Here is a 22,906-nt window from a genome sequence, read left to right on the forward strand (position 1 = left end):
GCCCGCGCGAGCGCCGGATCGGGCATTCACCGCCTGTCAGAGCGGGTTTTCGTGGCCCCGGAAATGGACTAGTATTCTTCCTTGGCGGGCCATGCATCAGGTGGTGGCTCCCCGCGATTGGCGGGCGGATGGGACCGGCAAGGGCTGACCGCCTTGCATGGTCACAGGCCAGTAGTGTGGCCCGACCTTGAGAGAAAGCAGCCCCATGTCCCGTACTGCCCGTGTGCTCAGCCTGGCCGCGACCCTTTCGCTGGGATTGGGCACCGCGCTCCCGGCCACAGCCGTCGAGGTTCCCGCCCGTCCCCAGGCAGTCATCCTCCCCGCCGCGGCCACGACCACTTGGCAGACCACCGCCAACCTCAACCTGCGCCAGTCGGCTTCGGCCAGCTCGAAGTCGCTGCTGGTGATTCCGAAACACACGAAGTTGAAGGTCAACCGCACCGGCAACGGATGGTCCCAGGTGACCTACGCGAAGAAAACCGGCTGGGTTTCGACCAGGTATCTGGGCCCCGCCGGCCAGAAGGCCAAAACCTACCGGTATCTTTCCTCCTACCAGGTGCTGCGCCAGAATGCTTCGAGCAGTTCGAAATCACTGGCCGGGCTGCAACGCAAGACCAAGATCGAGAGGTTGGGGGCGACCGGTTCCTGGACCAAGGTGAAGGCCGGCGGCAAGACCGGTTTCGTGCCCACCAGCCAGTTGGCCACCGGGCAACCGGCAGCGGTCTACCGCTATTCCCAGTCCAAGCAGGCTATCTACAAGACCGCCTCCACCAAGGGCATCCCGGCCAAGACGTTGGCCTCGGGCACGAAGGTCGAATGGTTGCGCACGTCAGGCAGTTGGAGCTACGTCCTGGCCTCCGGCAGCTACGGGTGGATCCAGTCCTCCAAACTGGGAACCAAGGCGCCGGTGGTGGACAAGGTCATCGGTTCGCGCTGGGTTCTGGATAAGACCACGGTGCGGGCCACGGCGGCTTCGACCGGCAAATCCATGGGGTCGATTCCGGCGGGGGAGAAGCTCAGTCTCTACTCGGTGAGTGGTTCCTGGTCGAAGGCCAAGACTTCCCGGGGAACCGGTTGGGTGCCCACCTCGGCGTTGGTCACCAGCGCCTACACGACTACTTCGAAAACCCACTGGACAACCAGTGACGTAAACCAACGGGTGACCAATGCCTCCTCCGGTGCGTCGCAGGGCACCGTGCCCAAGGGGCAGAAGGTCACTGCGCTCGGCGCGGCTGGCGGATGGACCCGTGTCAAGACCTCCCGGGGCACGGGGTGGATTGCGAGCAGCTATTTGTCCACCACCGCGCCGGTGGTGGACAAGGTCATCGGTTCGCGCTGGGTTCTGGATAAGACCACGGTGCGGGCCACGGCGGCTTCGACCGGCAAATCCATGGGGTCGATTCCGGCGGGGGAGAAGCTCAGTCTCTACTCGGTGAGTGGTTCCTGGTCGAAGGCCAAGACTTCCCGGGGAACCGGTTGGGTGCCCACCTCGGCGTTGGTCACCAGCGCCTACACGCCGCTGTCCTCGGTGTCTCGTTGGAGCACCAGCAACGTGAACCTGCGCGCGGGCAACTCCGTCGCGACGAAATCACTGGGTGTTGTCCCGAAAGCAGAAAAGGTGATCGCGCTGGGAACCTCCAATGGATTCACCCGGGTCAAAACCAGCAAGGGCACCGGGTGGGTGTCCACCAGCTATCTGGGTACCTCCCGGCCGCAGGCCACCCAACCCGAATCGACGAGGCCCAATGACACCACCCACCGGTGGACCACCGCCAACGTGAACCTGCGCGCAGGGGCGGGCACCTCATACGTTTCCAAGGGCGTCGTGCCAGTTGGTGAGAAGGTCAGCTACCTCAAGTCCGCCAACGGGTGGGCCAACGTAACCACCTCACGCGGTGGTGGCTGGATCAGTGAAAGCTACCTGGGTACCCGGGAACCCGCCTCGCTGCAACCGGATGCGCAAAAGGTGATCAATGCGGTCAGTGGCCGCTTCGACGACACCATCACGAATATGCACACCATCCGCAGCGGCTCCACCGGCCACAGCAGTGGCAAGGCGGTTGACCTGATGATCAAGAACTACAAGTCGGCGGCCGGCGTTGCCAAGGGAGACCGTCTGGCCCAATTCCTCCTGGCCAACCGGACCCAGTTGGGGATCTACTATCTGATCTGGCAGGACAAGATCTGGTTACCCCACACCGGGTGGACCGAGTACTCGACCTCTGGAAAATACGGGGCACAATTCACCGGCAACTGGACCGACACCACCAGGCACATGGACCATATCCACGTGGAGGTCTATGGTTCTGCGGCAACCAACCGCGCCCTGGACCTAGGTGTGCTTAAATAGTCTCTGACCGCTGTGCTTCATGCTTGGGCGCTCGGTAACGCTTGTGGTGATCTTGTTCCCTGCCGCTCCCGGGACTTGTCCCGGGATGCCGACTTCGGCGGGGCAACTCAGCGACCGGGAGGGAGGATTCTCCCTCCGGCACCCCGGAGCTTGCCTTGTTTCGTCGGCACAGCCATGAAACCCTTGGATATGGGTGAGCGAACCACACGGAAGCGATACCGCCAGAAGCAGTATTTCGTCGGAATTTTTGCGGCGCTACTTACCGTGGCGCTCTCCGGTTGCGGTCCTGGGCAGGGGGAGCCGGCCAAGCAGGCTGTTCCACACCACAGCTTCGTCAGCCATCCGGATTTCGCTCCGCCCCCGATGGACATTACCCCGGGACCGGCTTGGAGACCGGACTACGAAGAATCGACCGATCTTCTCTTCCTGACTCCGATTTTCGAGACCGACACCCCCTCATCCGGGGCGATGATCTTTGACTCCCGCGGAGAGCTGGTCTGGATGGTACCGTCCGATCCAGCGGACCCCACCGATAACTATTTCGACCTTCGAGTCCAGCAATACCGGGGCGAAGACGTGTTGACAGTCTATCGGGGCACCAGATCCGGAGGACGGGGCAACGGTGAGATTCTCATCCTTGACCAATCCTATGAACCGGTTGCCAGCGTCACCACCGCCGGTTCCTTGGGACCGGACAAAGCCGATTTCCATGACTCGACCATCACCGCCGATGACACCATGTTGATCGCCTCGTACGCGCCTGTCCCTGCCGATCTCTCGGCCCTGGGTGGGCCCGAGGAGGGAATGATCAAGGACGCGGTGATTCAGGAAATCGACATTGCCACCGGTGAGGTGATCTTCGAATGGAGCGCAACGGAGCACATACCGTTGACGCAGACGCTGTTGGATTTTGACGTTGAACGGAACGCGCAGACGGATGACGAAGAGGAGCTGGGAACCGAAGGCAAGCCCTTTGACTACTTCCACATCAATTCGATGACCGAAGACCACGAAGGGACGATTCTCGTCTCGGCGCGGCATACCTCCGCGGTGTATCGGCTGGATCGCGTGACCGGGGAGGTGATCTGGACCCTGGGTGGATCCGCCAGTGACTTCGACCTCGACGAGGATGCTGTTTTCGCTTGGCAGCATGATGCCCAACGGGCGCCGGATGGGACCTTGACGCTGTTGGACAACCACGCCAGAGGAACCGATGACCAGGGGGCTTCGAGGGCGCTGCGGCTGGCGCTCGACGAGCAGGCCATGACGGCTTCGGTGGTCACCGAGTACCATCCACTTCGGGAACGCTCCTCGGGCAGCATGGCCAATGCGCAGGAGTTGGCCAATGGAAACATGCTGATCGGCTGGGGCTCCCAATCCCATTACTCGGAACATGAACCGGGCGGAGAAGTGATCTACGACGTCTGCCACGGCGAGTCCTGCTACCCGGATAATGTCCACGGCAGAGGCACCAGCTACAGGGCATACAAGGCGCACTGGCAAGGCCAGCCCAGCGGCCCACCTCGGGTAGTCGTCAACCAGACGGAAGACGAGCAGGTCGCCTACGTATCCTGGAACGGTGCCACCCACGTCGCGCAATGGCGTCTGATCGCTGGGGCCGATGAGGCAACTGCCATCCCGCAGGCCAGGGTCGAGGCGGAGACCTTTGAAACAGCCTTCACGGTGCCCGGCAATGCGCAGTATGTTGGCATTCAGGCACTGGACGCGGAAGGCCGGGTGCTAGCTACCGGCATCCCCGATTAGCCCTGCGGCGGTCGCTGGTTCACGGGCCCGGCCTGGCGACAGGCCGCAAAGCGAACCAACGGGTACTGTCAGCGTGGATAATCCGAAAGGGCTTGTTCAGTTCCACCCCGGGGTGGAACTGAACAAGCCCTTCGAAAAAGGTGAACCCTACGTGGCGGTAGCCAACTGCACGGCGACGTCCACGATCATGTCCTCCTGGCCTCCCACGTAACCTGCCTTGCCGACCTCTTCGAGGATCTTGTAGGCTGGAACACCGTAGCGTTCGGCGGCACGTTCTGCATGGATCAGGAACGAGGAGTACACCCCGGCGTAGCCCTGCATGATCGAGGCCCGGTCCATGATCGGCATACGGGTGATGAACGGCTTGACGATATCCTCGGCGGCACCCATCAGCCCCTGCACATCCACGCCGGTCTTGACATCCAGCCGGTCGAATGCGGCAGCGAGCACCTCGGTGGGGGAATTGCCCGCCCCGGCCCCCAGAGCCAGCAGGGTACCGTCGATCTGCTTGGCGCCGGCCCGCACGGCGTACACCGAATTGGCCACACCGAAGCTCATGTTCTGGTGGCCGTGGAAGCCCACCTGGGCGTCGTCACCCAGTTCGGACACCAGCGCCGAGACCCGGTCAGAGACATCCTCCAGGATCAAGGCGCCGGCCGAGTCGACCACATACACGCACTGGCAGCCGGCATCGGCCATGATGCGGGCCTGTTTGGCCAGGTCCTGGGGGCTGGTGCGGTGGCTGAGCATCAGGAATCCCACGGTTTCCATACCCAGCTTGCGGGCGTGCTGGAAATGCTGGATCGAGATATCCGCCTCGGTGCAATGGGTGGCGATGCGGGCCACCGATGCGCCGGCGTCATGGGCCTGGTCCAAATCGTGGATGGTTCCCAGCCCCGGGAGCATCAGCACGGCGATCTTGGCCTGCTTGGCCTCGTCTACCGCCGCGCGGATCAGGTCCAGTTCGGGGGTCAGGGAGAAACCGTAGTTGAAGGAAGAACCGCCCAGCCCGTCACCGTGGGTGACCTCGATGACCTCCACGCGGGAGTCATCCAGGGCACGGACCACGTCGCGCACGTGCCGCTCGGTGAACTTGTGGCTCATTGCATGTGAACCATCGCGCAGGGTGGTGTCGGTCAGGCGGATATCGAAGGTTGTATCCAGTGGTGCATTCATTGTCTTCAGAGTCCTTATCCGGGCGAGGTCTTTAGGCGCCCGCGGTGAGCTTGGCGTCGATCTTCTCGGAGAGCAGATCGGCGGTGCGGGTCGCTGCGGCGGTGATGATATCCAGGTTGCCGGCGTATTCGGGCAGGTAGTCGGCCGCTCCCTTGACCTGGACCCAGATGCCGACCCGGCCATTGCCGCCCCAGTCATCCCGGGCGGCGTCGAACTGTGGCTCGACGCGCAGCTCGTAGCCGGGCACGTAGTCGCGGATTTTTGCGCAGGCCTCGTTGATGGCGGCGCGGATCTTCTCCTGGGTAGGGCCGGGCTCGGCGGCTTCGGCAGGGATGGCGCAGTAGATGGTGTTGCGCATGATCATCGGCGGTTCCACCGGGTTGATGATAATGATCGCCTTGCCGCGCTTGGCCCCGCCAACGACTTCCAGGGCCTTGGCGGTGGTCTCGGTGAACTCGTCCACATTGGCGCGGGTACCCGGACCGGCGGACTTCGAGGCGATCGAGGCGACAATCTCGGCGTAGTCCACCGGGACCACGGAGGACACGGCGGCAACGATCGGGGTGGTCGCTTGCCCGGCGCAGGTGATCATGTTGACGTTCATGGTGTCGGTCAACTCATCCAGGTTAACCACCGGTGCCAGGTACGGGCCCACGGCGGCCGGGGTCAGGTCGATGGCGTGGATGCCGGCATCCTTGTAGCGGGGGGCGTTGGCGGCGTGGGCCTTGGCACTGGTGCACTCGAAGACGAAGTCCGGCTTGTCATCCTGGGCCAGGAGCCAGTCCACTCCCTCGGCCGAAACCGTCACACCCAGTTTCTTGGCGCGCGCCAAACCGTCCGAGTTCGGGTCGATGCCGATCATGTACTTGACCTCGACGTTCCTGGAACGGCGCATGATCTTGAACATCAGGTCGGTGCCGATATTGCCAGAGCCTACGATGGCGGCGGTTTTCTTTGCCATGGGAGCGAAATCCTTAAAGAGAGATACAGGTAGGTGGGGAGCCGGGGAGACCGGCGTCTAGGTGAAATTGATGGTCAGCTGGCCCAGTTCACCGAAATCGGCGGTGGCGGTTGAATCCGCGACCACGGGCATGGCCGAGGTGAAAGAGCCGGGCAGGATGAGCTGCCCTGCCTCCAGGCTGACACCCTGTTCACCCAGGACGTTGGCCAACCAGGCCAACGGGGCGACCGGGTCGCCCATGACGGCGCTGCCCTGGCCGGTGGCCACCCGGTGGCCATCGATCAGTAGGGAACAGGACACCTTCGCTAGGTCCTCGATGCGCACCTCCAGTGGGGTGGTACCCACGGCGATGGCACCGCAGGAGGCGTTGTCCGCCACGGTGTCCAGCAACTTGATGTCCCAGTCCTCGATGCGCGAGTCGATGATCTCGATGGCGGCGTATACCTCGCCGATGGCTGCCGCGGCCTGCTCGCGGGTGACTCCCGGACCGGTGAGCGTTTCCTTGAGCACGAAACCGAATTCCGGTTCGACCTTCGGGGAGATGAACGAGTCCGCGGGGATGGCGGCATCCTCGTGGTGCACCATGTCGGTGAAGAAGTAGCCGAAGTCCGGTGAATCAACACCCAGCTGCTGCTGCATGGCCAGTGAAGTCAGTCCGACTTTGCGGCCGGCCAGCACCCGGCCGTTGGCCAGATGGTGCTGCAGCTGCAACTCCTGGACGCGGTACGCGTCATCCAGACCCATGTCCAGCACCCGGTCGCGCAACGGAGGAACGACGGTGAGTTCGGTGCCGGCCTTGATCAGTTCGTCGGCCAGCCGCTTGAGCAGTTCCCCGCGTGGAGCCTGGTCCGAGTGGTTGCTGGCCCAGTCCGCTGCGCCCGCTTGTGCTGCCTGTGTCATTACTTGATCACCGCTGTCGTGACGCCGAATCCGGCGATGTATTCCTTGATGGGCTTGTAGAACTCGTAGCTGACCTCGTAGTCGCCGCAGGCCTTGAGCGCCGAATAGGCGGCGACCCAGGTGCGCACCTCGTGCGAGGAATGCCCGGCCTGGGCATCCATGTCATCGGCGGTGTAGGCATCAAAATCCTCGACCCTGCCGGATTTGCACACCTCGATGAACTTCTTGTCCCATTCCGGGTTCAGATCCATGATCTCCGCCTCGCCCTTGGCAAAGGCCAGCGCGGTGTCGATGGTGCGCTGCTGGCGTGCGGCGCGGGCCTCGGCGGTGGGGTGGCGGCCTTCGGTGAGGAACTTGCGTTGTTCCTCGGTGGCGGTGGCGATCTGCGGCACCGGCGGATCATGGGATAGTCCGCCGGAGCCGATGAACAGCACCTTCTTGTCACTGTTCTTGAAGAATTCTCCGACGGCCTGGCCGAACTTGCGTACCCGGGAGACCTTGGTGAAGGGGCGGGCCACGGAGTTGATGAAGATCGGGATCATCGGCTTGTCCTTCAGGTTGCCGTAGATGATCTCCATCGGCTGCACCGCACCGTGGTCCACCTCCATCTTGCGGGAGATGGCGGTGTCGATGTCCTGATCAATGACGTACTGGGCCAGCTGCTCGGAGATGGCGGTGGGGACGTTGATCGGGCCGTCCCAGGAATCGTAGTCTCCGGTGCCCAAGGCCTCGTAACCGATGCAGAAGGCAGGCATCAGGTCGTAGAAGAAACCGTTGTAGTGATCCGGTCCGAAGTTGATGACCAGATCCGGGTCGAAGTCCTTCACGAAGGCACGGGCCTGGTCGAAAGCCGAGTCGACGGCGGCTTTGACCTCTGCTGGTGGGTTGGTGTGTTCCAGCAGCGGGCTGTGGGACATGCAAAGTAGTGCCTGGGGCATGGGGTGCTCCTTCGAAGACGGAAGGTGAATTCATGAGTCGTGGCTTGGTATCCATTGCACTGCATTGGGTGGGAAGTGATCCAGCTCGTGTTCCATCTGACGGTACGAAGCGCTCACCCCGGGGCCTTGCCGATGACGGGGACATCCTGACAGGGGACTGATGCAGGGCCATTCACTGCCCCGGCCACGGTTGGGTAGACCCTCTGCATGCCGTGACTGGCCGCAGCCAGGACGAACCACGGCCCCGGTCTACGCATTGGGTAGGCCGGGGCCGTGGGGGGGTATAACCGTTGCCTAGGCCATGTGGCGGTTCAGGTAGGCGCCAATGACCTCGTTGAACTCAGCGGCCTTTTCCACCTGCGACCAATGGCCGCACTGGTTGAAGATGTGCGCGTCGGCCGTCGGAATGGTGTTCAACAGATCCCAGGTGCGGGACACCGGAATGACCACATCCTGCACGCCATGAATCAGCAGGACCGGGATCTCCAGCTTGGCGAGCACCTCGAAGTCCAGGGGCAGTTCGATACGGTCGCGGTCGCGTGCGGCGACCACATCGGCCAGGCGGTCGCTGGCGGTGTCATTCAACGCCGACTGGTAACGCAGGGAGACCAGTTCGTCGGTGACCAGCGACTTGTCCACCACGAACATCTCCAGGGTATTGCGGATGCCCTCTTCGGTCAGGACCGGGTTGGAATGGCCCTTGAGTGCACCGGTCAGCTTCGCACCGCCGGTCCCCATGGAGACGATGCCCAGCAGGCGTTCGGGGAAATCGATGGCGAATTGGAAGGCCAGCCAGCCACCCAGGGAGTTGCCTACGATCCAGGTCTTCTCGATGCCCAGGGCATCCAGGGTGCGTACAGCATGGCGGACCCATTCCTTGATGCCGTATTGGATTCCCTCGGCAGCCACGGTCTGTCCGTAGCCGACCGAGTCGATGGCGATGCAGCGGCCGTGCCGGCTCAGCTCCGGCAGGTTCAGCCACCAGTTGGCCGCGGCCGTCACACCGGTTCCCGAGCCATGCAGGAACAGGATCGGGGTGCCTTCACCCAGCTCATGATAATGGGTCAGCTCGCCTTCGGATGTTTCCAACCACTTGTCTTCCAGGCCGAAGAACTTGTCGGTGGTGTATGCGGGAGTGGATACGCTGGTCATTGCCACGCTCCTTATGTCAGTTGTGCTCGGGGTCGGGATGAGCGGCCAGATGGCCTACGTCGAGGGGATCTGGTGACCACACTAGGAAGTGTTGGCCGGGACCGCCCGTGGCCGTTCCGCAGGGTGGAACAGCCACGACTTGCGCGGTCGTGTTTACTTGCCCAAGGTGCGTTCCTTGATGACGTAGGTGAATGTTGAATGCATCAGCGCCTTGCCTTCGGCATCGGCCACCGAGACCTCGGCGACGGCCACGGACCCGCCTCCGCGCAGGATGCGGGCGGTGGCCACGGCGTACTCGGTCTTCGAGTTGGACATGAAGTTCTGGTTGGACTGCACGGCAAGGGGGAACTGCCCGGATTCGGCGTAGGCGGCCATTGCCAGGAAGGTGCCGGTGATGTCGGCAGCGCCGAAGAGGGCCGCGGCCGAGAACATGCCGTTGGCCTGGGCAATGGGTTCGCGAAGATCCATGCGCAGGCTGATCGATTCGCCATCGGCATCGTGGGCTACCAAACCCAAGGTGGTGACGATGTCGTCGAAACCAAGGCGGTCCAGGAACTTGCCGATATAGGCCTGCAGTTCCTGCGGTTTTGCGGGGATGGCCACTATTGCTCCTCTGGGTTATGAAAGGGGGGGATTGTATTGGCCTTGGAACACGCAGTGCATGGGACAAGGCCTGCCTATAGCCAATGGTGGCCCATGCGGCGTTGAAAGGCCGCACAGGCCACCGGTAGGTGACAGATCGTCAGCAGCTTAGTTGCTGACGTGGTCGTCGATGATTTCCTTGGCACGGAATTCGGTGCGTTCCTTACGTCCACGGGTTTCCTTGGACAGGATGACCGAAATGGCAGCGAGCACGATCATGAAGATGAAGAAGATCGCGATATTCGTGGTTCCCCAGCCGTTGTCCAGGGCTACCAGCCAGGTGGCCATCAACGGTGCGGTACCGGCGCCCAGCACCGAGCCGAGCTGGAAGGTCAGCGAGACACCGGTGTAGCGGTCCTGGGTTTCGAACTTCTCGGCCAGGAAGGCGCCGATCGGACCGTACATCGATGCCTGGATGATCGGGTTACCGACCATGAAGGCCAGCGCGATCAGCCAGAAGCTGCCGGAATTGAACAGGGCGAACATCGGGAAGACCAATGTGATCGAGATCGCGGCGCCGGCGAGCATGACCGGACGGCGGCCGAACTTGTCCGACAGGGAGGCGAAGAACGGGATGGCGAAGATATGGACGAAGGACGAGGCGGTCAACATCATCAGCGCGGTTTGGCGGTCAACAGCACCGGTGGACACCACGTAGGGAACCATGAACACCGCCAACAGGGCCTGCATGAACAGTGGACCGGCACCGGCCAGGATGCCGTAGATGCTGGACATCTTGTACTTGCGCAGGACGCGCATGATCGGCACGCCGGTGTGCACCTCGCCCTTGGCCTGGGCTTCGACGAAATCGGGGGACTCGGTGACACGGTAGCGCAGGTAGAGGCCGATGATCACCAGTGCAGCGGAAAGCAGGAACGGAATGCGCCAACCCCAGGAGAGGAAGGCCTCTTCCGGAAGCCCGGCGAACAAGCCGAGGATCAGGGTCGCGAGCACCGAACCGGTGGGACCGCCGGTGACGGCGATCGAGGCGGCGAAACCGCGCTTGTCCTCGCTGACGTGCTCGGCAGCCATCAGCGTGGCACCGGCCCATTCGCCGCCGACGGCCAGTCCCTGGACCACACGCAGCAGGACCAGGATGATCGGTGCAGCCACACCGATGGTCGAGTAGGTCGGCATCAGGCCAATGGCAATGGAGACGACACCCATCATCATCAGGGTAATGAACAACATGTTCTTACGCCCGAACTTGTCGCCGAAATGCCCGAAGAGGATACCGCCGATCGGCCGGGAGATGTAGCCGGCCAACAGGATCACGAAGGACAAGGCCATCCCCAGGGTCGGGTCCATGTCTTCCGAGAAGAACAAGTAGGGGAATACCAGGCCGGCAGCTGCACCGTAGAGCAGGAAGTCGTAGTATTCAACGGTTGAACCCAGGAAACTAGAAACCAGTGCCCGGCGGGTTTCCTTACTGGATTTAGGCTGCGGTGCCTGTGCGGATGTCTGATCCATTGCGAGCTCCAAAGAGTTTGAATCGGGTAATGACGATCGGCGGTGCCTGCCGCCAGCGTGCTTGAATCAGTGTGAGACACCTAACCCCCAAAAAAACAAAATGTGTTCCGCACCACGGAACATCGGTGGCGCCGTCCGACCGGATCGCCTGGCCGTTCATCATCCGGTTCGATACCGGGGACAGGACCGGAGAGGCGTACCCTCAGAGCATGGCCCCGGCAACCGGCGCCAGACGCGGGGGAAATGCAACGGCCGGCCTGGTTCGTCCGCTCCCGGGCTTCGCTGGAGTCCAGCACCTGGGGTGTTCCGTAGTGCAGGGTTTTCCGCACTGGCGCTGAACCATCCGTTTTTGGGCACGACGTTCCCGGCGTCGGATTTGCGTGAAATCCCTGGGCGGGGCCCGGTTGCGACCGCGGCACCAATGGAGTCATGGGCCCGCCCCGTATGGCCGCAGTTGCACTCGACAGGCCGGTTTACCGGCAGGGGTCCTGAACAGGGAATTCTTGTACTTGACAATCCCTGGTGTGTTGTGGTTTGGAACGTCCGCTAGCGTAGTGGGTCACATCCATGGATGAATGGTGTTCGAGCAAGGTCGCCGATGCCGTGGCGACACCACAACAGACCAAAGCAAGGACGGTAGGCAGATGAGCACCGCTGATAGTTGTTCCTCGCAGCCCGGGGCCAATGCCTCGATCGGACGGATGGAGCGCCCCGCAGCGCTGACCCAGAACATCGATGTGTCAACGTTGGTGGATACCGACGGTGGGTTGATCGACCGGTCGATCTACACTGCCGACGCGATCTACGCCCAGGAACAGCGCCGCATCTTTGCCCGCAGCTGGCTCTTCCTGGCCCACGAAACCCAGTTCAAGAAGCCCGGGGATTTCTTCACCACCTTCATGGGCGAGGACCCGGTCATTGTCACCATGGACAAGACCAAGAGCATCCGCGCCTACCTGAACTCCTGCCGCCACCGCGGCGTGCGCCTGTGCCGCGCCGACGCCGGGGCCACCAAGATGTTCACCTGTACCTATCACGGCTGGTCCTTCGACCTGGCCGGCGCCCTGCAGTCGGTGCCCAACGAACAGGCCTACCCCGAGGACTTCGACAAGAAGAACTGGAGCCTGATCGAGGTTCCGAACGTACAGGTCTACAAGGGCCTGATCTTCGGCAACTGGGACAAGGATGCCGAATCGCTGGAGGAGAACCTCGGCGACATGCGCTACTACCTGGATGCCATGCTGGACCGTGACCCGGAAGGCACCGAGGTCATGGGTGGGGTCATGAAATGGACCCTGGAAGGCAACTGGAAACTGGCCGCCGAGCAGTTCGCCACCGACTGGTACCACGTGAACATGTCCCACGCCTCGGCCCTGATGGTGCTCTCGCCCACCGGCCGGGGACCCAAGGCGGAGATCGCTGCCACCCCGGGACGCCAGTTCGGCTCCGAGAACGGCCACGGGGCAGGGTTCCCCACCCACCCGAAGTCGCGTTTCGATGCGCGCCCGGTCCACGAGTACTACGACTACGACTTCCTGCGTGAACGCCTGGGCGATGCCGCGGTGGAGGGCCCGATGACCACCGGCCATGCCACCGTGTTCCCGAACTTCTCCTACCTGCCGGTCAACGGCTCGATCCGTGTCTGGCATCCCAAGGGGCCGGACAAGATGGAAGTCTGGGCCTGGGTCCTGGTGGATAAATCAATGCCCCAGGAAGTCAAGGACGCCCAGCGGTTGTACAATCTGCGGACTTTTGGCCCGTCGGGTATCTTCGAGGCCGACGATGGTGAAAACTGGAGTGAGATCCAGGCGATCTCCCACGGTTTTGTCACCAACAACGTTCCGCTGAACTTCCAGATGGGCATCGGCTCGGAGAAGGAAGACGGGACCTACCCGGGCAAAACCAGCGAGCTGTACTCGGATGCGGCAGGCCGCGCGTTCTACAAGCACTGGAAGTCCCTGATGAGCACCCCGGCCTGGCACGAAAGGAATGAACAGCCATGAGCGAAGCAATCAACATCGGAAGCATCGACGAAATCGACGAGGGCGAAGCCAAGGTCATCCCCGCGGCCGAAACCGGCACCGGGGAGGACATCGCGGTCTTCCATGCCGAGGACGGCAACTTCTACGCGCTGAACGATAACTGCACCCATGAAACCGCTTCGCTCGCCGATGGCTGGATCGAGGGCACCGAGGTCGAATGCCCTATCCACTCGGCCAAGTTCTGTCTGAAGAAGGGCACAGCCCTGTGCATGCCGGCCACCGTGGATGCCCGCACCCACAAGATTGAGGTCTCCGGGGACGATCTGCTGCTCTACCCGAACGTCCCGGCCGTGGTCGACGCCTAAACACCGCCGCATACAAGGATTAGAGGACAATCATGGCACTGGAATCAGTGATCATTGCCGGAGGCGGCATGGCCGGGTTCACCTGCGCCAAGGAACTGCGTTCGCGGGGATTCACCGGGCGCATCAGCATCGTGGATCCCGAAGGGGTTCCCTACGACAGGCCCCCGTTGAGCAAGGACTACCTGCTTGGGACCCGGGATGCCGCGCAGATCCGTTTGATCGAGGCCGAATGGTTCGAACAGAACGATATCGAGATCATCACCTCCACGGTGGTGGGCCTGGATACCGCAGCCCCTGCGGTGACCCTGGCCGACGGCAGCGTTCACACAGCGGACAAGATAGTGCTGGCCACCGGCGGCACCGCCAGGCGTTTGCCGATCCCCGGTGGGCAGCTGCCCACCGTGCTGGAGTTGCGCACCCGCAAGGACGCGGACCACCTGCGTTCGGTACTTCGTGAGGGGACCCGGCTGGCCATTGTGGGTGCCGGGCTGATCGGTGCCGAAGTGGCTTCCTCCGCCCTGTCCTTCGGTGCGGAGGTCACGCTGATCGACCCGGTCGATCCGCCATTGATCCCGGCCGTGGGCGAGGTGCTGGCCCATCGCCTGCACCGTATGCATGCGCAGAAGGGCATCACGGTGATCACCGGGGTACCGACCGGTATTTCGGTGGACAACGACGGCGTGCACACCGTGGAACTGGCCGATGGGACTTCGGTGCTTGCCGACGTGGTGTTGGTGGGGATCGGCATCGTGGCCGATACCGGGCTGGCCTCCACCGCGGGGCTGGAGACGGATAACGGGATCCTGGTTGATCCCAGCCAGCGCACCAGCCACCCGGATATCTACGCCATCGGTGACACCGCCCGTACCCGGCTTCCGGACGGGACCCTGCTACGGCGCGCCGAGCACTGGGAACACGCCATGAACACCGGGGTGACCGCTGCGGCCGCACTGCTGGGGCAAGACCTGCCCGAGCACGGGGCGTCCTGGTTCTGGTCCGACCGCCACGGGGTACATGTGGAAGGTGTCGGTTCGATGCTCGGTGCCGGCTCCCAGGTCATCCGCGAACGCGACGGCATTCCGGTCGCCGCCTTCCGGATCGATGAGCAGGGCCTGTTGGCCGGGTGCGCCGCCATCGACGGCGGCATGCTGGTTCGCGCGGCCCGCCGCATCATCGACAGGAAAAAACCGGTCACCGGTGAGCAACTGGCGGATCCGGACGTCGACCTGAAGAAACTTGCCCGCTAGCCGGGAGAGAGTGAAAAGGAAAACCATGACTGAGCAAGCCACCACACCGGCCGATGAGCAGTTCGAACTGCACGGCCAGCTCGTCGATTCGGACATGGCCTACAAGGTGCAGCAGTTCTACTTCACCGAGGCCGAACTGCTGGACGACGGAAGATTTGCCGACTGGCTGGAGATCTTCGAAGAGGACCTGTTCTACTTCGCGCCGCTGCGCACCAACCGGTTGCGCCGTCAGGCGGCCCTGTCGATCGGTCGCGAAGGTGAAGCCGCCTACTTCGACGAGACCAAGGAATCGCTGGCCTGGCGCATCCGCCGTTACGACTCGGGCATGGCCTGGGCCGAGGATCCGCCCAGCCGCACCCGCCACCTGATCTCGAACATCACCGCCCGCTGGCAGGGCCCGACCGAGCTGCGGGTCCGTTCGGCCTTCCTGGTGTACCGCAACCGCCTGCAGACCGAAACGGACCTGTACTCCGGTGGACGCACCGATATCGTGCGGCTGCGCGAGGATGGCGGCTTCGGGATCGCACGCCGCGAGATCCTGTTCGACATCAACGTCCTGCAGGCCAAGAACCTCAGCACCTTCTTCTAGCCCGCAGGCGAGTCACACCGGTCCATCACCCCGGGGTCGTTCCAGGATGATGGGCCGGTGGCTCAACACACCCTTTTATCACCACACGTGGAGAGAACTGATGAGCACACTCCCGCAAACCGCCGGCTGGCTGGAAGGCGATGTCGCACTGGTCACCGGCGGTGGATCCGGCATCGGCAAGGCCGTGGCGCTGCGCTACCTGGCCGAAGGCGCCAAGGTCGTCATTCTGGGCCGGGACCAGGACAAACTCGATGAAGTCATCGCCGGATCGCCGGCTGCGCAGAACATGCTCGGCATTGCCGCCGATGTGCGCGACAGCGAAGCCCTGCAGCATGCGGTGGGCCGGACCGTCGAGCACTTCGGCAAACTCGATACCCTGGTGCCCAATGCCGGGATCTGGGACTTCAACCGTTCGATCACACGGTTGAGCGCCCAGGAGTTATCCGACAGCTTCGATGAGTTGTTCTCGATCAATGTCAAGGGTTACCTGTTGACCGTGCAGGCGGCCTGGCCCGAACTGGTCAAGAGCCGCGGCAATGTGGTGATGACACTGTCCAACGCCTCGTTCCATACCGCAGGCGGCGGGCCGGTGTACACGGCCAGCAAGTTCGCCGCCCGCGGACTGGTCAACCAGCTGGCCTATGAATTGGCCCCCAAGGTGCGGGTCAACGGGGTCGCGGTCGGCGGGATGAACACCGATTTGCGTGGACCCGAGTCCATCGGGTTGTCCGGGCGCTCGATTGCCGACTCCTTCGCGCGCTCCACGATCACCGGGAACAACCCGTTGATCCCCCTACACGACGCGTCGGTTGACCCGACGGATTTCACCGGTTCGTACGTCCTTTTCGCCTCACGACGCAATTCCGGCAATATCACCGGACAGATCATCCAGGCTGATGGCGGTATAGCGATCCGCGGCTTCGGGGACAAGGCAGCAGGAGGAGATGCGCTGTGAACGATACCCAGCAAAAGACCAATATCAATGCCGCCACCGGAGTGGCCCGCCAGGCGTTCTTCTTTCCCGACCAGGAAGCCATCATCTACGGGGAGAAAACCTACAGCTATGCCCAGCTGGCCGATTCGGTGCGCTCGATGGCCCGGCTGCTGCTTGCCCAGGGGGTGAAGGAGAACGACCGGGTCGCCTACCTGGGCTTGAACAGCTTCACCTTCCTTGAAGGAATGCTGGCCAGTTGGTGGATTGGTGCGGTGTACGTGCCGTTGAACTTCCGGCTGGCTCCCGGTGAGGTGGCCGGGCTGCTGACCCGTTCGGCCCCCAAGGTGCTGCTGGTGGAACCGACTCACCAGGATGTCATCGACGCCATGGCGGACCTCGACCAGTTGGCCACCGCCACCACCATGGTGATGATCGACGATGACCCGCAGGTCCCGTTGAACGGCGGGCTGCCGGAGCACTACCAGTTGCTGGGCCCCCTGCGTGCCGCGGCACAGGATACCGAACTGGGTGAAGCGCTTGAACGGCATGAGGCTGATCTGGCCATGCTGATGTTCACCTCGGGAACCACCGGAAGCCCCAAGGGTGTGCAGCTGACCCATGGCAATGTGTGGTGGAACTCGGTCAATGTGGATTCGCTGGTGGACACCCGCCGCGGGGACACCAACCTGGCCGTCGCCCCGCTGTTCCACATCGGCGGGTTGAACGCGCTAACCATCCGCAGTCTGGTGCGCGGCGGTCGCACCGTGATCCGGCGTAACTTCGATCCCCGGCAGGTCCTGCGGGATATCGAGCAGTACCAAGTCAACCAGGCGTTCCTGGTCCCGGCGATGCTCGGTGCCATGCAGCAGACCGATGAGTTCGAGCAGTACGAGATCTCCTCGCTGCGCGCATTGATCTGTGCCGGGGCACCGGTACCGCCGATCCTGCTGTCCCAGTACCAGCACAAGGGCGTGGATGTGCAGCAAGCCTGGGGGCTGACCGAAACCGCGCCGTTCGCCACCTATCTGCCGCGCGAACTGACCCACGCCAAGCCCGGCTCCTGCGGTATGCCGATGCCCTACACCGAGGTCAGGATCGTTGATCCGGTCAGCCTGGAGGAAGTTGCCGAGGATGGCCAGACCGGTGAAATGTGGGTCAAGGGCCCGAACGTGACCAGCGGGTACTGGGAAGACCAGGAAGCCACACGGGCCGCATTCCACGAGGGCTGGTTCCGTTCAGGGGATATCGGCTACAAGGATGCGGACGGATACCTGTACATCGTGGACCGTTTGAAGGACATGATCATTTCCGGCGGCGAGAACATCTACCCGGCCGAGGTCGAACGGGCACTGACCGGGTTTCCCGGGTTGACCGATATCGCCGTGGTGGGTGTGCCCGATGAGAAATGGGGCGAACGCGTGGTGGCGGTGATCAGCTGCAAGCCCGGGATGAATCCTTCCGTGGAGGAGATCCGCGCCTACGCGGAGTCCCATCTGGCCCGCTACAAGCTGCCCAAGGAAATCGTGGTGACCGAGGATGTGCCGCGAAACGGCGCCGGGAAGCTGGACAAGGTAGCGATCCGATCCCTAGTAAGTACGAGGTGAGAAACTGATGTCCCATGACCATGATGATGAGGTGGACCTGCTCAAATGGCCCGGACCTTTGCCGGGAACCTGGCATCTGGCCGAGGTCGCCGCGCGCCCGGGATACTCCCTGGCGTTCGAGGTCTTCGAGTCCGATGAACCCCGTGGCCGGTGCGACACCGTCCTATGCGCGCACAGTGAGATCAAGGATGCCTACCCGGTCTCCGGTCACGACCAGTTGCTTGAAGTTTCCGGGTCGGCCGCCCCGGGGACGATCCAGTTGGTCTCTGAGGAACTGATGCGCCGCGACCCGCAGTGCCGCAGGTTGGTGATCGCTCCGGATGAAGGGGATGTCCAGGCGATCGCCCGTGCCGAAGCCGGTGGCTACCGCTACGTGGTGGATGTCGACCTGTGGGATCGGGCGGTGAGCCTGATGACCGCCGAACCGGATTGGGTGTTGGAGGAATCGCGTCGCATCGACGAGGTGCCCACCCGGTGACCGGCGCCCGGGCCGCCGGTACCGGACCCTAGCCCTTGTGGGTGCTCGCATCCGGGTGATTGCCGGTTCCCGCACGCGCGTTCATCAGCAGTTCGCGGTGCCATCCGCGTCCCAGATCACCGGGTACGTGCGCGGCGAGCATCGCCCAATGTGGCGGGTCGCTGGCCAGCAGAAGGTTCCGGCTTGATCTCCCGCGTGAGGTGAAATCCACCAGTTGGTAGGGGCCGTCAGCGGAGAGTAGCACAGCTTGGTTATGTTGGTCGTGGGCGGTGTCGACCTGGTCCTCGACCCCGCGCTTGCTGTTCCAGAACCAGCGTGCCGTGAGCATGGCCGTGGAAAACTGCTGCCAGGATCCGTATTCCTGCTGCACATACCCGGCTGCCTGCAACGTGATATCCTCGGCCAGCTCCCGCTCCAGATAACCGGCAGCCATGCCGGAACGGGCCAGCATCACCGCCCGGCTCAGGTCCCAGGCGCTGAGATTGACTCGCTGCACGTCGCGTTCATTGCGTTGCATCCGGCGGATGCGCAGAAGCTGCTCCCGGGCATCGGCACTGGTTTGGTATTGCCGCGATAGCCCGCGGCGCAAGGCCTGTAACTGCGGGTCCCCGGAAACCACCATGGCGCGCAGTGTTTCCCATTCGGTGCGGTGACCTTGGGTCAAGAGCCACCAGATCTGTTCCAGCACGTCACTGCGGTTGTGGATGGACCAGTGCCGGGCCAGCAGTTCTTGTTCGCCGGTCGCATCCCGGTAGCCGAACTCGTCCAGCGGCTCATTGCGGCACAGGGTGAACCCGGCGGAGACTGCCAGCGCCAACCCCAGGGGATGGTGGCCGAATTGCTCCGGGTTGTGAGCGTAGACCGGCCGGTGGTGTTCTTCCCACTTCGGGGCCTCGGCCTTGATCGCCCGCCGACCGCGGCGGGCACCGGCCAGTCTGGTGAACAGCCATCCGAGAACGACCAACAGGATGCCGACCGCCAGTCCCGCGGCAACTCCAAGAAGTGTGTCCGTTTCCATCCGCTCAGTTTACGTGCAGCGGCCAGGCGCTATGGAATCCGTCTATCTGCGTCTAGCCTTGGGCGATCGGTGCACGGCGGGCTCTGCCGGCGGCGGTGATGCCGGAAACCGCCCAGGGGCCGCGGCACCTGGAACTAGCCAGTCCTGCCGGCGGCGGCGGATACCGCGGCTGCGGCCCGAGAAGCCTCGTAACAGACCTTGCGCAGCACCGATGTCTGGCTTTCGGGAACGAACTTTCCCGCAGGACCGGAAATGGACAGCGCCGCCACCGCCTGGCCGCTGGCATTGAAGACCGCAGCGCCCACGCAGTTCAACCCCATGAGGATCTCCTCCCTGTCATAGCCCAGATTCGCCTGGCGGACTTGGGACAGCTCCCTGGCCAGGTGGTCGGGGTCGGTGATCGTGTTCTCAGTCCAGGCGAATAGCTCCTGGTTCATGACTGCGGAGGCCGCCGCGGGTGTGTGCGCCAACAGGACCTTGCCCACAGCCGTGCAGTAGGAGGGTGCGCGTCCGCCAATCCGTGAGGGGCTGCGTACCGCCAGTTGGCCGTAGAGCTTGTTCAGGTACACCACGTCGGTGCCCTGCAACACGGCCAGGTGAACGGTTTGCCGGGTCAACTCGTAGAGGTTCACCAGGTAGGGGGTCAAGGCATCACGCAGTCGCGCATGGAGATCCGATTCCTGGGTCATGCCCAGGTCCTGGATCATCTTGCCCAGGCGGTAGGCGTTGCCGGCACGTTGCACTGCACCATTGGCCTGAAGCGACGCCAATACCCGGAATGCGGTGGATTTGGACAGATCCGCCCGCCGGGCCAGTTCGCTGACGCCAACCCCCGTGGTGGCCTCTTCACCGAAGGCCTTGAGCAGGTCCATGGCCTTATCCACGGCGGTTCGGTTATCTCTTGGCGGGGTGCTTGAACGGGTCACGAAGGGCTCCTAATGCGAGGTGTGGTCAGGCCGGGAGGCGCGCAACCCTGCCTGAAGAAGCTTTGCTTCCATTGTTCCCGCGACCAGTACGATAGTCAAACATGACAAATTGTCCAGTATAAGTGACACTTTTTGTATGGATAGTAATCATCTGGTTGCCACGAATATCCGTCGATTTCGGCGGGAGCGCGAATTATCCTTGGGGGACCTGGCCAAGCGCACCGGGATCTCCAAGCAGACCCTGTCGAAAATCGAGGCAGGACAAGGCAACCCCACAGTGGGGACCCTGGAGTCCATCGGGCAGGGCCTGGGCGTGAACCTCGGGGCCATATTGGCCGCCTACGGCTCAAATGTGAAGCTGCAGCGCGTCGAGGTCGCACCGTGGCGGGCGCATGCGATCGGCAGCACCCGGTCCCTGGACAAGATCTATGGCACCGGATATGTGGAAACCAGTCTGATCCGGATCGCTGCCAACGTGCCCGAGGACATCGCCCCGCATTCCCGGGGAACCCTGCACCAGGTGTACGTCATTGCAGGCAGCGTACGCATCAGCGGCGAATTCGACAGCGTCGAGTTGCAGCCCGGGGACTTTTTCCGTTTCCCCGGTGACGTTGAACATTCCTACTTCACCCGGGACCCGGAGGTTTTGCTGCACGTGACCACCACCGCCCCGCAGATCGCCCAGTTCACGCCTGCCGGCCAGGAATCCTGAACATCTCCTGGCGGCTGTTAGCTGCCGGTGCGTTGATCCGCGGTGGTGTACTGTCCGGGGATATCAATGACGGCCATGGTGCACCGTGACACGCAGACCAGCTTGCCCTGGTCATTGCGGATGTTGATCATCCAGACATGGGAGCGGCGTCCGATCATGAGGGCCGTGGCCTCACCGTAGACGTACTGGCCCCGGATGCCCGGGCGCAGGTGGTTGGCGTTGATCTCCTGTCCGACCACATGGAAACGGGTACGATCCACGGCCAGGTAGGCGGCCCACGAGGCCAGGGTCTCTGCGAAGGCGACCGAGGCGCCTCCGTGCAGGACCCCTGCCGGCTGGATGGTCCGCTCATCCACGGGCATGCGCCCGCGCAAGGAGGTGGCGGTGATCTCGGTGATCTCGATACCGAGGTTGGCGTTCAGGCAACCGGCGGCCTTCTCATTGAGCTCACTGGCGTCGGTCTGTCCATGCCAGATGGTGTCCTTGGTGTCGAGCACGGCTCTCTCCTGGGGTGTGGTCGGCGGGGTTTATCCGTTTGAGCCTAGTCCGGGGCAGGGAGCACCTGAAGAGATCATGCCGGTGTGCGGAACACCGGGTCGACTTCCCGCGGCAACTGGCAAAAGACTGGTGGGAGGCGTTGTTCCCGAGTGTTCGGGAACAACGAAAAGTACTACATGGAACCCAAGGAGAGCACCCGATGCGCGCAGCGGTCGCCGTTTCCCAGAACCCCGAAGATCCGTTGTCGGGCCTTGACGTGCGGGACGTTCCCCGGCCCGAGCCGCGCAAAGGCTGGACGGTGGTCAAGGTCAAGGCCTCCTCGGTGAACATGCATGATCTGTGGACGCTACGCGGCGTGGGTCATGACCCGAGGAACATCCCGGTCATCCTGGGCTGCGATGTGGCCGGGGTGACCGAAGACGGTCGGGAGGTCGTGGTGCATCCGGTGATCGGCGATGCCGATGCCGGTGGCGGGGATGAGACCCTGGACCCGAATCGGGCGCTGCTCTCCGAACGGCATGACGGTGGATTCGCCCAGTACATCCTGGTTCCGGACAGGTGCGTGCTGGACAAGCCGGCCTCGTTGAGTTTCGAGCAGGCGGCCTGCCTGCCGGTGGCCTGGTCCACCGCCTACCGGATGCTCTTTACCCGCGCCGGCCTGCAGCCCGGGCAGAAGGTCCTGGTCCAGGGGGCCGGTGGAGGTGTAGCCAGTGCCGCGATCTGCCTGGCCACGGCGGCCGGGGCGACCGTCTATGCGACCAGCCGCAGTGAATCCAACCGCCAGCTGGCCCTGGAACTGGGGGCCACTGCCGCCTTCCAGTCCGGCGAGCGCCTGCCCGAACGGGTTGATGTGGTCATCGAGACCGTGGGGGAGGCCACCTGGGGCCATTCGCTACGCTGCCTGAAACCCGGCGGGGCCATTGTCATCGCCGGGGCCACCAGTGGCACCGCACCCGACGCGGACCTGGGGCGGATCTTCTACCAGCAACTGCGTGTCATCGGCTCGACCGGTTCGACCCGGCAGGAGACCCAGGCCATGCTGGAAATGGTGGAACGCCACGGACTGCGACCGCGAATCGACCGGGTCCTGCCGCTGGAGCGGATCCATGAGGGTTTCCAGGCCATGATCGACGGGGCCCTGGCAGGCAAGGTCGTTATCAGCATCGACTGAGCCTGCCGTGTCCGGTCCGTGGCTGGACC

General features: G+C 63.2%; 21 protein-coding genes. 11 read left to right on the plus strand and 10 right to left on the minus strand.

Features of this window, described 5'->3' with window-relative positions; genetic code table 11:
* The first annotated feature begins 205 nt into the window (after positions 1–205).
* Both OK351_RS09355 and OK351_RS09360 read left to right on the plus strand, forming a co-directional pair.
* Positions 206–2,350: an SH3 domain-containing protein gene (locus tag OK351_RS09355; RefSeq protein WP_265158233.1), complete on the plus strand. Its 2,145-nt coding sequence runs from the start codon at positions 206–208 to the stop codon at positions 2,348–2,350.
* 189 nt (positions 2,351–2,539) lie between these two features.
* Positions 2,540–4,114 (plus strand): arylsulfotransferase family protein, encoded by a 1,575-nt coding sequence (locus tag OK351_RS09360; RefSeq protein WP_265158235.1) that lies wholly within the window; start codon positions 2,540–2,542, stop codon positions 4,112–4,114.
* A 147-nt stretch (positions 4,115–4,261) separates the two neighbouring features.
* Here the strand turns inward: OK351_RS09360 and dmpG are convergent, their stop codons facing one another.
* From dmpG to OK351_RS09395, 7 genes are all read right to left on the minus strand, one after another.
* A complete protein-coding gene (gene dmpG, locus OK351_RS09365; RefSeq protein WP_265158237.1) occupies positions 4,262–5,290 on the minus strand; it encodes a 4-hydroxy-2-oxovalerate aldolase in 1,029 nt (342 codons plus the stop codon).
* 31 nt (positions 5,291–5,321) lie between these two features.
* Complete coding sequence (locus OK351_RS09370; protein WP_265158239.1) at positions 5,322–6,251, minus strand: acetaldehyde dehydrogenase (acetylating); 930 nt, start codon at positions 6,249–6,251, stop codon at positions 5,322–5,324.
* 57 nt (positions 6,252–6,308) lie between these two features.
* Entirely contained in the window at positions 6,309–7,151 is an 843-nt protein-coding gene (locus tag OK351_RS09375; protein WP_265158241.1) for a 2-keto-4-pentenoate hydratase, read from the minus strand.
* A complete protein-coding gene (locus tag OK351_RS09380; RefSeq protein ID WP_265158244.1) occupies positions 7,151–8,089 on the minus strand; it encodes a 3-carboxyethylcatechol 2,3-dioxygenase in 939 nt (312 codons plus the stop codon). The genes OK351_RS09375 and OK351_RS09380 overlap by 1 nt, the downstream gene beginning before the upstream one ends.
* A gap of 294 nt (positions 8,090–8,383) precedes the next feature.
* Entirely contained in the window at positions 8,384–9,241 is an 858-nt protein-coding gene (locus tag OK351_RS09385) for an alpha/beta fold hydrolase (protein ID WP_265158246.1), read from the minus strand.
* Between the two features lie 153 nt (positions 9,242–9,394).
* Positions 9,395–9,844: a PaaI family thioesterase gene (locus OK351_RS09390; RefSeq protein WP_265158248.1), complete on the minus strand. Its 450-nt coding sequence runs from the start codon at positions 9,842–9,844 to the stop codon at positions 9,395–9,397.
* Between the two features lie 147 nt (positions 9,845–9,991).
* Complete coding sequence (locus OK351_RS09395; protein ID WP_265158250.1) at positions 9,992–11,353, minus strand: MFS transporter; 1,362 nt, start codon at positions 11,351–11,353, stop codon at positions 9,992–9,994.
* Positions 11,354–11,997: 644 nt separating this feature from the next.
* Here OK351_RS09395 and OK351_RS09400 point away from each other — a divergent pair.
* The 7 genes from OK351_RS09400 to OK351_RS09430 all read left to right on the plus strand — a co-directional run bounded on the left by OK351_RS09400 (position 11,998) and on the right by OK351_RS09430 (position 18,552).
* Complete coding sequence (locus OK351_RS09400) at positions 11,998–13,356, plus strand: aromatic ring-hydroxylating oxygenase subunit alpha (protein ID WP_265158252.1); 1,359 nt, start codon at positions 11,998–12,000, stop codon at positions 13,354–13,356.
* Positions 13,353–13,700: a non-heme iron oxygenase ferredoxin subunit gene (locus tag OK351_RS09405; RefSeq protein ID WP_265158254.1), complete on the plus strand. Its 348-nt coding sequence runs from the start codon at positions 13,353–13,355 to the stop codon at positions 13,698–13,700. The genes OK351_RS09400 and OK351_RS09405 overlap by 4 nt, the downstream gene beginning before the upstream one ends.
* A 32-nt stretch (positions 13,701–13,732) precedes the next feature.
* Positions 13,733–14,947, plus strand: coding sequence for an NAD(P)/FAD-dependent oxidoreductase (locus tag OK351_RS09410; protein ID WP_265158256.1), 1,215 nt, complete (start codon positions 13,733–13,735; stop codon positions 14,945–14,947).
* A gap of 25 nt (positions 14,948–14,972) precedes the next feature.
* Entirely contained in the window at positions 14,973–15,536 is a 564-nt protein-coding gene (locus tag OK351_RS09415) for an aromatic-ring-hydroxylating dioxygenase subunit beta (protein ID WP_265158258.1), read from the plus strand.
* A gap of 100 nt (positions 15,537–15,636) precedes the next feature.
* Positions 15,637–16,491 carry an SDR family NAD(P)-dependent oxidoreductase gene (locus OK351_RS09420; protein ID WP_265158260.1) on the plus strand — a complete coding sequence of 285 codons (855 nt, stop codon included), beginning with the start codon at positions 15,637–15,639 and terminating at the stop codon, positions 16,489–16,491.
* Positions 16,488–18,074: an o-succinylbenzoate--CoA ligase gene (gene menE / locus OK351_RS09425; RefSeq protein WP_265158262.1), complete on the plus strand. Its 1,587-nt coding sequence runs from the start codon at positions 16,488–16,490 to the stop codon at positions 18,072–18,074. The genes OK351_RS09420 and menE overlap by 4 nt, the downstream gene beginning before the upstream one ends.
* A 7-nt stretch (positions 18,075–18,081) precedes the next feature.
* Positions 18,082–18,552, plus strand: a complete 471-nt coding sequence (locus tag OK351_RS09430) for a hypothetical protein (protein WP_265158264.1) — start codon at positions 18,082–18,084, stop codon at positions 18,550–18,552.
* Between the two features lie 28 nt (positions 18,553–18,580).
* Here the strand turns inward: OK351_RS09430 and OK351_RS09435 are convergent, their stop codons facing one another.
* Both OK351_RS09435 and OK351_RS09440 read right to left on the minus strand, forming a co-directional pair.
* Positions 18,581–19,570 (minus strand): DUF1266 domain-containing protein, encoded by a 990-nt coding sequence (locus OK351_RS09435; protein ID WP_265158266.1) that lies wholly within the window; start codon positions 19,568–19,570, stop codon positions 18,581–18,583.
* A gap of 134 nt (positions 19,571–19,704) precedes the next feature.
* Positions 19,705–20,496, minus strand: coding sequence for an IclR family transcriptional regulator (locus tag OK351_RS09440; protein WP_265158268.1), 792 nt, complete (start codon positions 20,494–20,496; stop codon positions 19,705–19,707).
* 136 nt (positions 20,497–20,632) lie between these two features.
* Here OK351_RS09440 and OK351_RS09445 point away from each other — a divergent pair, with 136 nt between their 5' ends.
* The gene (locus tag OK351_RS09445; RefSeq protein WP_265158270.1) at positions 20,633–21,208 is read left to right on the plus strand and encodes a helix-turn-helix domain-containing protein; all 576 of its coding nucleotides are present in this window, start codon (positions 20,633–20,635) and stop codon (positions 21,206–21,208) included.
* 17 nt (positions 21,209–21,225) lie between these two features.
* Here the strand turns inward: OK351_RS09445 and OK351_RS09450 are convergent, their stop codons facing one another.
* The gene (locus OK351_RS09450; protein WP_265158272.1) at positions 21,226–21,705 is read right to left on the minus strand and encodes a PaaI family thioesterase; all 480 of its coding nucleotides are present in this window, start codon (positions 21,703–21,705) and stop codon (positions 21,226–21,228) included.
* Positions 21,706–21,905: 200 nt separating this feature from the next.
* On the opposite strand from OK351_RS09450, the gene OK351_RS09455 reads away from it, so the two are divergent.
* Positions 21,906–22,877, plus strand: a complete 972-nt coding sequence (locus OK351_RS09455; protein WP_265158274.1) for a zinc-binding dehydrogenase — start codon at positions 21,906–21,908, stop codon at positions 22,875–22,877.
* Positions 22,878–22,906 lie beyond the last annotated feature (29 nt).

This window comes from Glutamicibacter sp. MNS18 (genome assembly GCF_026107515.2).
In the GTDB taxonomy this organism is placed as follows: Bacteria; Actinomycetota; Actinomycetes; order Actinomycetales; family Micrococcaceae; genus Glutamicibacter.

Coding starts and splice junctions, on each gene's coding strand:
- OK351_RS09355 (WP_265158233.1), top strand. CDS start 206: ATGTCCCGTACTGCCCGTGTGCTCAGCCTGGCCGCGACCCTTTCGCTG.
- OK351_RS09360 (WP_265158235.1), top strand. CDS start 2,540: ATGGGTGAGCGAACCACACGGAAGCGATACCGCCAGAAGCAGTATTTC.
- dmpG (WP_265158237.1), bottom strand. CDS start 5,290: ATGAATGCACCACTGGATACAACCTTCGATATCCGCCTGACCGACACC.
- OK351_RS09370 (WP_265158239.1), bottom strand. CDS start 6,251: ATGGCAAAGAAAACCGCCGCCATCGTAGGCTCTGGCAATATCGGCACC.
- OK351_RS09375 (WP_265158241.1), bottom strand. CDS start 7,151: ATGACACAGGCAGCACAAGCGGGCGCAGCGGACTGGGCCAGCAACCAC.
- OK351_RS09380 (WP_265158244.1), bottom strand. CDS start 8,089: ATGCCCCAGGCACTACTTTGCATGTCCCACAGCCCGCTGCTGGAACAC.
- OK351_RS09385 (WP_265158246.1), bottom strand. CDS start 9,241: ATGACCAGCGTATCCACTCCCGCATACACCACCGACAAGTTCTTCGGC.
- OK351_RS09395 (WP_265158250.1), bottom strand. CDS start 11,353: ATGGATCAGACATCCGCACAGGCACCGCAGCCTAAATCCAGTAAGGAA.
- OK351_RS09400 (WP_265158252.1), top strand. CDS start 11,998: ATGAGCACCGCTGATAGTTGTTCCTCGCAGCCCGGGGCCAATGCCTCG.
- OK351_RS09405 (WP_265158254.1), top strand. CDS start 13,353: ATGAGCGAAGCAATCAACATCGGAAGCATCGACGAAATCGACGAGGGC.
- OK351_RS09410 (WP_265158256.1), top strand. CDS start 13,733: ATGGCACTGGAATCAGTGATCATTGCCGGAGGCGGCATGGCCGGGTTC.
- OK351_RS09415 (WP_265158258.1), top strand. CDS start 14,973: ATGACTGAGCAAGCCACCACACCGGCCGATGAGCAGTTCGAACTGCAC.
- OK351_RS09420 (WP_265158260.1), top strand. CDS start 15,637: ATGAGCACACTCCCGCAAACCGCCGGCTGGCTGGAAGGCGATGTCGCA.
- OK351_RS09430 (WP_265158264.1), top strand. CDS start 18,082: ATGTCCCATGACCATGATGATGAGGTGGACCTGCTCAAATGGCCCGGA.
- OK351_RS09435 (WP_265158266.1), bottom strand. CDS start 19,570: ATGGAAACGGACACACTTCTTGGAGTTGCCGCGGGACTGGCGGTCGGC.
- OK351_RS09445 (WP_265158270.1), top strand. CDS start 20,633: ATGGATAGTAATCATCTGGTTGCCACGAATATCCGTCGATTTCGGCGG.
- OK351_RS09455 (WP_265158274.1), top strand. CDS start 21,906: ATGCGCGCAGCGGTCGCCGTTTCCCAGAACCCCGAAGATCCGTTGTCG.